The following is a 10,635-nucleotide window of genomic DNA, read 5'->3' as shown; positions in this document are numbered from 1 at the left end:
CACGCCAGTTGTGGGACGAGGCCACCGCCGTGCACACCGCGTACGTGAACGACGGCAGCCCCGACCCCGGCGACTTCGGGCTGACCGTGTCCCCCGGCGGACAGCGACTCTGGCTCCGCTCACCCGACACACCCCTCGGTTGACGGACGAAGCCCCCGGCCCCGCCCGTGCGGCACCGCCGTAGCGCACGGGCGGGGTCCGTGCACCCGGTGGTGGGGAAGGAGGGGCGGGCGGCCCGGCCCCGCTCTTGATCCGGGAGCCTCGCCCGCCGGGTCTCATACCGGGACGTACCGGGCGCAATCGCGGCCGTTTTGCCCGCCCGAAACGTTGCGTAGACCTGGCGGACACAAGAGGTTCGCGACGATCCGATAACGGCTTCCTAAGGGGCCTTTATCTGGCATCTACGCGCGTTACGATGCGGCGGAACCAGCGCCGCAAGGGGCGCTTCGAGAACATCAGAGGGGACCCTCGTGCGCCGGGTATCCACGATAGCTGTCGCGGGCATCGCCACCGCGGCTCTCGCATTCTCCGTCACCGCCTGTGGCAGCAGTTCCGAAGAGGGAAGCAAGGACGCCGGCATCGGCCTGGCCTACGACGTCGGCGGCCGTGGCGACCACTCCTTCAACGACTCCGCCGCCAAGGGCTATGACAAGGCCCTGAAGGACTTCGACGTCAAGGGCAAGGAGTTGACGGCGAAGGACGGCGACACCGACGCCGACCGCTACGACAAGCTGGCGAGCCTCGCCGAGGCGGGCTACAACCCCGTCGTCGGCGTCGGCTACGCGTGGACCCCCTCGCTCACCAAGGCCGCCAAGAAGTACAAGGACACCGACTTCGCCATCGTCGACTCGGTCGTCGAGGCCAAGAACGTGGCCAGCCTGGTCTCCGCCGAGCACGAGGGCTCCTACCTCGCCGGTGTGGCCGCGGGGCTGAAGACCAAGTCCAACAAGGTCGGCTTCATCGGCGGCACCGACAGCGCGCTGATCAAGAAGTTCGCGGGCGGCTTCCAGCAGGGCCTGAAGGACACCAACCCCAAGGCGTCCCTGGACGTCCAGTGGGTGCAGGTCGGCTCGGCCAAGGGCTTCGGCATGCCGGACCGCGGCAAGGACATCGCCGAGGGCATGCTCTCCAACAAGGTCGACGTGATCTTCTCCGCGGCCGGCGGCTCCGGCGCGGGCGCCATCGAGGCGACCGCGGGCAAGAAGGGCACCTGGTCGATCGGCGTCGACGGCGACCAGTACTACGACAAGGGCCTGGCCCAGTACAAGAACACGATCCTGACCTCCATGGTCAAGACCGTGGACGGCTCGGTCTACGACTTCATCAAGAGCGTCATCAAGGACAAGAAGCCCGAGAGCGGCGTCCAGTCCTACGACCTCAAGCGCGGCGGCGTCTCCCTCTCGTACTCCGGCGGCTTCATCAACGACATCAAGCCGAAGATCGAAGCGGCCAAGAAGAAGATCGTCGACGGCCAGATCAAGGTCAACGACACCTACAAGGACTGACCCCCGCGTCACGGACCCGTACGGCACCTCCCGGGTGCCCGCCCGGGTCCGTGGCATACCCAGGCCGGTCCGGCCCCCGGCCAGCCCCACCCCCCTCCGCCCCTCAGGAGTGCGCCATCGAAGCCGCCAGCCCACCCAAGGGCGCTCCCGCCGGTGCCGTCACCGACGTCGCCGTAGAACTCCACGGAATCACCAAGCGGTTCCCCGGAGTCGTCGCCAACCACGACATCGACATCACTGTGCGCCGCGGCACCGTGCACGCCCTCGTGGGCGAGAACGGCGCGGGCAAGTCGACCCTGATGAAGATCCTCTACGGGATGCAGCGCCCGGACGAGGGCACCATCGCGATCGACGGCGAGACGGTGGAACTGCACTCCCCGGCGGACGCCATATCCCGCGGAGTGGGCATGGTGCACCAGCACTTCATGCTCGCCGACAACCTCACCGTGCTGGAGAACGTGGTCCTCGGCGCGGAGAAGCTGCACGGCATCAGCGGCCGGGCGCGCGCCCGGATCAAGGAGATATCCGACGCCTACGGGCTGGGGGTGCGCCCCGATGTCCTCGTCGAGGAGCTGGGGGTGGCGGACCGTCAGCGCGTGGAGATCCTCAAGGTCCTCTACCGGGGCGCCCGGACGCTCATCCTCGACGAGCCGACCGCCGTTCTCGTCCCGCAGGAGGTCGACGCGCTCTTCGACAACCTCCGCGAGCTCAAGTCCGAGGGCCTGACGGTGCTGTTCATCTCGCACAAGCTGGGCGAGGTGCTCTCGGTGGCCGATGACATCACCGTCATCCGCCGCGGCACCACGGTCGCCTCCGTCGCCCCGTCCGAGACCGACCCCCGGCAGTTGGCCGAGCTGATGGTCGGCAGCGAGCTGCCCTCGCCCGAGACCCGCGAATCCACCGTCACCGACACCGACATGCTCGTCGTGGACGCGCTGCGGCTGACCGCCACCGATGTGGACGGCGTGGAGCGGGCCGTGCTCGACGACATCGCCTTCACCATCCGCAAGGGCGAAGTCCTCGGCATCGCCGGTGTGGAGGGCAACGGCCAGGCCGAACTGGTCGAGGCCATCATGGGCATGCGCGACCCCGACGCCGGCACCATCACCCTCGACGGCGCCGACATCTCCCACGCGCCCACCCGCAAGCGGCGCGAGGACGGCATCGGCTACATCCCCGAGGACCGCCACCGGCATGGACTGCTGCTGGAGGCGCCGCTGTGGGAGAACCGCATCCTCGGCCATGTCACCGAGGTGCCCAACAGCAAGGGCGGACTGCTCAATCCGGCCGCCGCCCGGCGGGACACCGAGCGGATCGTCGCCGAGTACGACGTCCGCACCCCCGGGATCGAGGTCACCGCGGCCTCGCTGTCCGGCGGCAACCAGCAGAAGCTGATCGTCGGCCGGGAGATGAGCCACCACCCCAAGCTGCTGATCGCCGCGCACCCCACCCGGGGTGTGGACGTGGGCGCCCAGGCGCAGATCTGGGACCAGATCCGCACCGCGCGCCGTGAGGGCCTGGCGGTGCTGCTGATCTCGGCCGACCTGGACGAGCTGATCGGCCTGTCCGACACCCTGCGGGTGATGTTCCGCGGCCGGCTGGTCGCCGACGCCGACCCCGCCACCATCACCCCGGAGGAGCTGGGCTCGGCCATGACCGGCGCCGCCTCCGGCCGTCTGGACCACCCGGCCGACGACGGGACCGAGGCCGCGACCGGGGGAGAGGCCCGATGAAGAAGCTGGACAAGGAGCGGGTGCTGCTCGCGGTCGCCGCCCCGGTGCTGGCGCTCGCCGCCGCGTTCGTGCTGACCGCGCTGGTGCTGCTGGCGACCGGCAAGGAGCCGTTCAACGCCTTCGGCATCATGTTCGACTACGGGGTGAAGGCCGACAGCCAGGTCTACATCCTCAACAAGGCGACGACGTACTACCTGGCGGGGCTCTCGGTGGCCATCGGCTTCCGGATGAACCTCTTCAACATCGGCGTCGACGGCCAGTACCGGCTCGCCGCCTTCTTCGCCGCCGTGGTCGGCGGGGCGCTGAAGCTGCCGGGGCTGGTGCAGATCCCGCTGATCATCCTGGTCGCCATGCTCGTCGGCGCCATGTGGGCGTCCATCGCCGGTCTGCTGAAGGTCTACCGGGGCGTCAGCGAGGTGATCAGCACCATCATGCTGAACTCCCTCTCCGGCATCCTCATCAGCTATCTGCTGGTGGACGGGCGGCTGGCCGACCTCGACAAGCAGACCAACATAGTGGCCACCGACCCGCTGCCGTCCTCCAGCCACTTCTTCACCTTCCCGGCGGGCGGCGGCCTCGACCCCATCTGGGGCTTCATCGTCGTCGCGGCGCTCGCGGGCGTCGGCTTCTGGTTCCTGCTCGGGCGCACCCGGTTCGGCTTCGATCTGCGCGCGGTGGGCCGCTCCGAGTCCGCCGCCCAGGCCAGCGGCGTCAACGTCAAGCGCATGGTGCTCACCAGCATGCTGCTCTCGGGCGCGATGGCCGGTCTGATCGGCATGCCGACCCTGCTCAACGACACCCACCAGTTCACCTCCGACTTCCCCACCGGCATCGGCTTCACCGGTATCGCCATCGCGCTGCTCGGCCGCAACAACCCGGTCGGCATCGCGCTGGCCGCCGTGCTGTGGGGCTTCCTGGAGCGCGGCGCCAACCGCCTGGAGTTCGAGGGCTACGACAAGGAAATCGTCGGCGTGATGCAGGGCGTGATCGTCCTGTGTGTCGTCATCGCGTACGAACTGGTGCGCCGCTACGGGCTCAAGCGTCAGCAACAGCGGGTCGGCGCGGAGCTCGCCGCCCAGGCCAGGGCCGACAAGGGCATCGACAAGACGGAGACGGAGGTGCCGGCATGAGTGCCACGGTGACCACCACCAAGAGCACGAGCACGCCGGGCAAGGGGAACGGGCCCGCCTCCCGGATGTCCCTGGGCAAGGTGCTGCTGATCGTCGCCGGGGCGCTGGTCGCGCTGTCGGTGCTGCGGGCGTTCGTCGACGCCGCCCAGCAGGCGGACTTCGACCGCGTCACCTCCTCCGGGCAGATCGCCGCCGCGCTCTCCATGGCCGTGCCCATCGGCCTCGCGGGCCTCGGCGGACTGTGGTCCGAGCGGGCCGGCGTGGTCAACATCGGCCTCGAGGGCATGATGATCCTCGGCACCTTCTTCGGCGCCTGGGCGGGCTACCAGACCAACCCCTGGGTGGGCGTGCTCGCGGGCGTCCTCGGCGGCGCGGTCGGCGGTCTGATCCACGCGGTGGCCACCGTCACCTTCGGGGTGGACCACATCATCTCCGGTGTGGCGATGAACATCCTCGCCCTCGGCGCCACCACCTATCTGGCCAAGCGCTGGTTCGAGCCGCTGTCCGACATCGGCGGCTCCCCGAAGAACTCCCCGCAGGTCGACCCCATCCAGACGTTCACCGTCCCCGGGCTGTCCGACTGGCTCGCCGACCTGGAGAACCACCACTGGTTCCTGGTCTCGGACGTCGCGGGCATCCTCGGCGGTCTGGTCACCGACATCTCCGCGCTGACCATCGTCTCCGTCCTGCTGGTCGTGGGCAGCTTCTTCGCCCTGTGGCGGACCTCGTTCGGACTGCGGCTGCGGTCCTGCGGTGAGAACCCGACGGCGGCCGAGTCCCTCGGCGTCAACGTCTACCTCTACAAGTACGCGGCCGTGGTGATCTCCGGCGCCCTCGCCGGGCTCGGCGGCGTCTTCCTCGCCCTCGTCCGCTCGCACATCTACAACGAGGGCCAGACCGGCGGCCGCGGCTACATCGGTCTCGCCGCCATGCTCTTCGGCAACTGGCGGCCGGGCGGGCTCGCGATGGGCGCCGGGCTCTTCGGCTACTCCGACGCCCTGCAACTGCGCAACGGCGGGGCGACCGTCCACGCCCTGCTGCTCCTGGTCGCACTCGGCCTAGCCGCGCTGGCGGCCTGGCGGATTGTCCGCAAGAGTTATCTCGCGGGCGCGGTGTCCGGCGCCGCGGCCGTCGCGCTGCTGCTGTGGTACGCCCTGACCGACACGGTCCCGGGCGGCCTGGTCAGCGCCACGCCGTACATCGTGACCCTGCTGGTCATGGGGCTCGCCGCACAGCGGCTGCGCATGCCCAAGGCGAACAACAGGCCCTATCGAAAGGGACAGGGCACATGACCACTTCCGCCGCGGCGGCCCCCGACTGGGACGGCTTGCGCGCACAGGCCCGGGACGCCATGTCCCGGGCCTACGCCCCCTACTCGGACTTCCCCGTCGGCGCCGCCGCGCTCGTCGACGACGGCCGCACGGTCAGCGGCTGCAATGTGGAGAACGCGGCGTACGGCGTCGCGCTGTGCGCCGAATGCGGTCTGATCTCCTCCCTCGTCGCCTCCGGCGGCGGCCGTCTCACCGCCTTCACCTGCTGCGACCGCGAGGGCGCCGTGCTGATGCCCTGCGGCCGCTGCCGTCAGTTGCTGTGGGAGCACGGTGGCCCCGAGCTCCAGATGGACACCCTCACGGGCATCCGCCCGCTCGCCGAACTCCTCCCGGACGCCTTCGGCCCCGCCGATCTGCGCCGCGCCGCCGCCCACGGCTGACGTCCGCGCGCCGCCCCGGCCCACCCGGTCGGCCCCGGCCCACCCGGCCGGCCCCCTGCACACGAAAGGCCCCGTACCGCCCCATGGACGCCATCTCCGTCATCCGCGCCAAGCGCGACGGCAACCGCCTGACCGACGCCCAGATCGACTGGATCATCGACGCCTACACGCGCGGTGAGGTGGCGGACGAGCAGATGTCCGCGCTCGCGATGGCGATCTTCCTCAACGGCATGGACCGGGCCGAGATCGCCCGCTGGACCGCCGCGATGATCGCGTCCGGTGAGCGGATGGACTTCTCCTCCCTGCCGCGCCCGACCGCCGACAAGCACTCCACCGGCGGCGTCGGCGACAAGATCACCCTGCCGCTCGCCCCCCTCGTGGCCGCCTGCGGAGCCGCCGTACCGCAGCTCTCCGGCCGGGGCCTCGGCCACACCGGCGGCACCCTCGACAAGCTGGAGTCCATCCCCGGCTGGCGGGCCCAGTTGTCCAACGAGGACATGCTGGCCGTCCTGCGCGACGTGGGCCCGGTCATCTGCGCGGCGGGCGAGGGCCTGGCGCCGGCCGACAAGAAGCTGTACGCGCTGCGCGATGTCACCGGGACGGTCGAGTCGATCCCGCTCATCGCCTCCTCGATCATGTCCAAGAAGATCGCCGAGGGCACCGGCTCCCTGGTCCTGGACGTCAAGGTCGGCTCCGGCGCCTTCATGAAGGACATCGGCTCCGCGCGCGAACTGGCCACCACGATGGTCGGCCTCGGCAATGACCACGGCGTCCGGACGACCGCCCTCCTCACCGACATGTCCACCCCGCTCGGCCGCACCGCGGGCAACGCCCTCGAGGTCCGCGAGTCCGTGGAGGTCCTGGCGGGCGGCGGCCCGGCCGATGTCGTCGAGCTGACCCTGGCCCTGGCCCGCGAGATGCTGGACGCGGCGGGCCTGCCGGACGCCGACCCCGCCAAGGCCCTGGCCGACGGCACCGCGATGGACCACTGGCGCCGCATGATCGCCGCCCAGGGCGGCGACCCGGACGCCCCGCTGCCCACCGCCCGCGAACACCACGTCGTCACGGCCACCGCCGACGGCGTCCTCACCCGACTCGACGCCTACGCGGTCGGCCTCGCCGCCTGGCGCCTGGGCGCGGGCCGCGCCCGCAAGGAGGACCCGGTCCAGGCGGGCGCGGGTGTGGAACTCCACGCCAAACCGGGCGACCGCGTCACCACGGGCCAGCCCCTCCTCACCCTCCACACCGACACCCCGTCGACCTTCGCCTACGCCCTGGAGGCCCTGAAGGACGCGGTCACCTACGCCCCCCACAACACGGAGTTCACGGCCACCCCGATCGTGCTGGAGCGCATCGCCCAGGGGTGAGCAACTTCGGCCATTCGGCCGCATCATTCAGCGGGCAACAGATGTCGGACCTCAACGTGGACGCGCATGAGCTTTGGGCATCCGGGTGGGTGCCTGCCCCATACATATACGCGTGGTGTGTACGTCGGCAGGCGCACGGAAGCCCCGCCCAGCGCTGCGGGAGGCAGCTCATGGGCGGGGCCGGTCTGGTGGGTTACAGCTTCCCGCTGTAGGTGATCACCACGACGGCAGCGCAGGTCCCGTAGATGACGAGCAGCGGTGTGACGTCAAACAGCCAGCGTCCCATCGCCTTGGCCGTTCGCTTCATGATCCCCCTTCGTGCCGCCGGCGCGCAGGGCGAGTCGCTCACGGCCGGGCACGGCATGACCGAGGCCAGCGCCTCCTACTGCTGCGCGCCGCCGCCGAACTGCTGCAACTGCGGCTGTTCCTGAACGGCGCGTGGTTCAAGGGGTTGAACGCCTGAGAAGCAAGAGCCCGGCCTGCTCGCGGGAGCAGGCCGGGCTCGTTTCAGACCTTGGCGACGTTCGACGCCGGGGGAACCCCCGGGCGCTGGGACTGCGGTACCAGCGCCCCGGCCGGACTCACCCGCGTGCCGCGTCGCTCTTTACTTCAGGAAATCCTCGAGGGCGTCGAAGACAGCGGCGGGCTGCTCGATGTGGGGGAAGTGCGCGGCCTCCGGAATGGTCGTGAAGGTGGAGTTCGGGAAGCCGCCGGCCATGGCTCGCTGGAACTCCGGCGGCGCGATGCCGTCCTGCTCGCCGGCGATTACCAGCACCGGGACGGTGACGCGGTGCTGGCGGGCGGCCAGCTTCGTGTCGTAGAAGTCCTCACCGCCGTAGACGACCGCGGTCGAGGCGTTGCCGAAGAACGTGGCCTGCTGCTCCTCGGTGAAGGTGGAGGGGTCGTCCCGGAACTTGGGGTCGTGGAAGGCCAGCTCCCCGGTACGCACCGGGCCGGCCTTCCGGGGGTCGGCGACCTCCAGCGGCGGGGTGGGCTTGATTCCGGTGGCGCCGATCAGCGTGACGGCCTTGACGCGCCCGTGGTTGTCGCGAAGCGCGACCTCGGTGGCGATCCAGGCGCCCAGCGAGTTGCCCACGACCAGCACCTGCTCGAGCCCCAGCGTGTCGATCAGGTCGAGGTAGGCCTCCGCCAGGTCGGCGACGGAGTCGGTGCCCTCCTCGCGCGGCGTTCCCTCGAAGCCGGGGTGAGTCGGGACGATCACGTAGGACTGCTTGGAAGCCGCCTCGGCGAACTCCATCACGGTGTGTGGGCCGGCGCCGGCGTGAAGCACCAGCATGGCGGAATCCGTGTTCTGCCCGAATTCGGCGAAGGTGAGATCTTGGCCCGTCGGTAGGGTGAGAGTGCGGGACGCGCCAGTCGCTTCGGCAGCCATGCTGTTGTCTCCTTGTAATGCGCAACGTGCTTGATGCGGGCTACGTTACGGCTGGGGTGCCCGCGTGAGCGTGAACCTCAGTGCCGTGACGATGGAACCTGCGTGCCACGATGGGGAGACAGCATCGATGACCAGCGGTCTGGCAGCGGGCCGGGGGAGGACCGTTTCCATCGACGTCACCGCCTCGGCAACCCCTCAGGACGGCTTCGACGACTTCCGGCGGGAATGGGAGGCGCAGGTAGGCGAGCCATGGCCGCTGAACCGGCTCGATGTCACCGCTTCCAGCGACTTCAAAGTGAGATTCCAGGCCGTGGCGGCCGTCGACGTGGTGATCGCGGACGCCTACAGCGCTTCCTACGTCGGCCGCACCGTGCCCGACCATCATGAAACCGGCCGCTGGGTAGCCGTGCACCGGCTGCGGCACGGCTCCTGGCGCTTCGGCCGGCTCGACGGGCGAGGCGAGGACCTCACTTTCGAGGCGGGTACCCTCATCGTGCGCCACGATGTGCCGGAGTTCTTCGAGATCCCTTACGGCTCAGCCGCTGACCTGCTGTTCCTGCCCGCCCGGGCCGTGGCGCCGCTGCCGGACGGCAAGCCGATCGTAGGCTCGGCCGACACCGCGGAGGTGCGCGTGCTCATGGCGCACGCGCAGATGATCCGCGAGACCGTGTGCGACCTCACGCCGACCGGCCTGTGGGCCGCCCGTGGCGCTCTCGTCGAGCTGGTCAGGGGAGCCATGAGGCGCGAACTCGACGACGTCGAGCCGCTTCTGGCACCCGCGCTGCTCCGCGCGGCGATGGAGATCGCGGACCAGCACCTCACCGATCCCGAACTCACGCCGACGATGCTCGCCCGAAAGCTCAACGTCTCAGTGCGGACGCTGCACCGGGCGTTCGCCGCTGCCACGGCAGGGGAGCCCGTCGCGGCCTACATCCGCCGCCGGCGGCTGGAACAGGCGCGCATGGAATTGGCCGCGCCCCGGCATCGGCCCGGGGTGTCGGAAGTCGCCACCCGGTACCAGTTCGCCGACGGCAGCCACTTCATCCGCGCGTTCAAAGCCCAGTACGGGCAGACGCCGGCCGAGTTCGCCAGGGCGTCGTCTTCCCTGGACCGCTGGCTGCACCCCCTTCGCTGATCGGCGGCGATGTCACTGGATGTCACCGATGTCACTGTCACTGCGTGGTCGGGCGCCGTTCCCGCGCGCGGCCAGGCCGTTCTCGTACGCGAAGATCACGGCTTGGACGCCGTCGCGCAGGTTGAGCTTCATCAGCACCCGCCCGACGTGGGTCTTGACGGTCCCCTCCGCGAGCACCCGGGTGGCGGGCGATCTCCGCGTTGGTGTAGCCGGCGGTCATCTCGTCGAACACCTCCCGCTCGCGGTCGGTGAGCGCCGCGAGCGCGGTGGCGCGCGCCTGGTGGTCGGCGATGGAGAAGGAGCCGGCGTAGGCGTCCAGCAGGCGCCGGCTGGTGCTGGGGGCGATCACCGCCTCCCCGCCGGCGACGGTCCGGATCGCCAAGGCCACCACACTGGCGGTCGAAGCCCTCAGATGACGCCGGGCGGGCCTGGGCCAGGGCCGGAGGCCACCGGTGGGTACCCGCGAGACGGGTCGCACCCACCCCCGCTCGTCCACCACCGGGCGACCTGGAACCGGGCCGGGTCCGGTGCCACCGGATCGGCGGGCAGCCGCGAGACGGCAGGAGGGGCGGGGTCGCAGGGGTGGGGTCCTGGACGCTTACGTGTATGTGTGGCGCCGATCCCCGCCCCCCACGCCCCCGGCCAATGGCGCCGTACATAC

At 70.4% G+C, this 10,635-nt stretch carries 10 protein-coding genes; 8 read left to right on the top strand and 2 right to left on the bottom strand.

The window, feature by feature from the left end:
- The first annotated feature begins 470 nt into the window (after window positions 1–470).
- The 7 genes from KN815_RS37780 to KN815_RS52425 all read left to right on the top strand — a co-directional run bounded on the left by KN815_RS37780 (window position 471) and on the right by KN815_RS52425 (window position 7,877).
- Window positions 471–1,505: a BMP family lipoprotein gene (locus KN815_RS37780; RefSeq protein ID WP_216346353.1), complete on the top strand. Its 1,035-nt coding sequence runs from the start codon at window positions 471–473 to the stop codon at window positions 1,503–1,505.
- A gap of 116 nt (window positions 1,506–1,621) precedes the next feature.
- Window positions 1,622–3,238 (top strand): ABC transporter ATP-binding protein, encoded by a 1,617-nt coding sequence (locus tag KN815_RS37775; RefSeq protein ID WP_216346355.1) that lies wholly within the window; start codon window positions 1,622–1,624, stop codon window positions 3,236–3,238.
- Window positions 3,235–4,368 carry an ABC transporter permease gene (locus KN815_RS37770; protein WP_216346352.1) on the top strand — a complete coding sequence of 378 codons (1,134 nt, stop codon included), beginning with the start codon at window positions 3,235–3,237 and terminating at the stop codon, window positions 4,366–4,368. The genes KN815_RS37775 and KN815_RS37770 overlap by 4 nt, the downstream gene beginning before the upstream one ends.
- Window positions 4,365–5,660, top strand: a complete 1,296-nt coding sequence (locus tag KN815_RS37765; RefSeq protein ID WP_216346351.1) for an ABC transporter permease — start codon at window positions 4,365–4,367, stop codon at window positions 5,658–5,660. Before KN815_RS37770 ends, KN815_RS37765 begins: the two co-directional genes overlap by 4 nt.
- Window positions 5,657–6,079 carry a cytidine deaminase gene (locus KN815_RS37760; RefSeq protein ID WP_216346350.1) on the top strand — a complete coding sequence of 141 codons (423 nt, stop codon included), beginning with the start codon at window positions 5,657–5,659 and terminating at the stop codon, window positions 6,077–6,079. Before KN815_RS37765 ends, KN815_RS37760 begins: the two co-directional genes overlap by 4 nt.
- Before the next feature lie 83 nt (window positions 6,080–6,162).
- Window positions 6,163–7,446 (top strand): thymidine phosphorylase, encoded by a 1,284-nt coding sequence (locus tag KN815_RS37755; protein ID WP_216346349.1) that lies wholly within the window; start codon window positions 6,163–6,165, stop codon window positions 7,444–7,446.
- Window positions 7,447–7,751: 305 nt separating this feature from the next.
- On the top strand, window positions 7,752–7,877 hold the full coding sequence (locus KN815_RS52425) for a thiomuracin/GE37468 family thiazolyl RiPP peptide (RefSeq protein WP_372458585.1): 126 nt from the start codon (window positions 7,752–7,754) through the stop codon (window positions 7,875–7,877).
- A 173-nt stretch (window positions 7,878–8,050) separates the two neighbouring features.
- On the opposite strand, the gene KN815_RS37750 is transcribed toward KN815_RS52425, so the two are convergent.
- On the bottom strand, window positions 8,051–8,743 hold the full coding sequence (locus tag KN815_RS37750) for an alpha/beta fold hydrolase (RefSeq protein WP_216346348.1): 693 nt from the start codon (window positions 8,741–8,743) through the stop codon (window positions 8,051–8,053).
- 223 nt (window positions 8,744–8,966) lie between these two features.
- Between KN815_RS37750 and KN815_RS51020 the strand changes: the two genes are divergently transcribed.
- Window positions 8,967–9,974, top strand: coding sequence for a helix-turn-helix transcriptional regulator (locus KN815_RS51020; RefSeq protein WP_253209478.1), 1,008 nt, complete (start codon window positions 8,967–8,969; stop codon window positions 9,972–9,974).
- Between the two features lie 12 nt (window positions 9,975–9,986).
- Here the strand turns inward: KN815_RS51020 and KN815_RS52420 are convergent, their stop codons facing one another.
- A complete protein-coding gene (locus tag KN815_RS52420; RefSeq protein WP_372458586.1) occupies window positions 9,987–10,112 on the bottom strand; it encodes a hypothetical protein in 126 nt (41 codons plus the stop codon).
- Between the last annotated feature and the right edge of the window lie 523 nt (window positions 10,113–10,635).

Source organism: Streptomyces niphimycinicus (genome assembly GCF_018883605.1).
Taxonomy (GTDB): domain Bacteria; phylum Actinomycetota; class Actinomycetes; order Streptomycetales; family Streptomycetaceae; genus Streptomyces; species Streptomyces niphimycinicus.
This window is presented reverse-complemented; position numbering and strand designations above follow the sequence as displayed.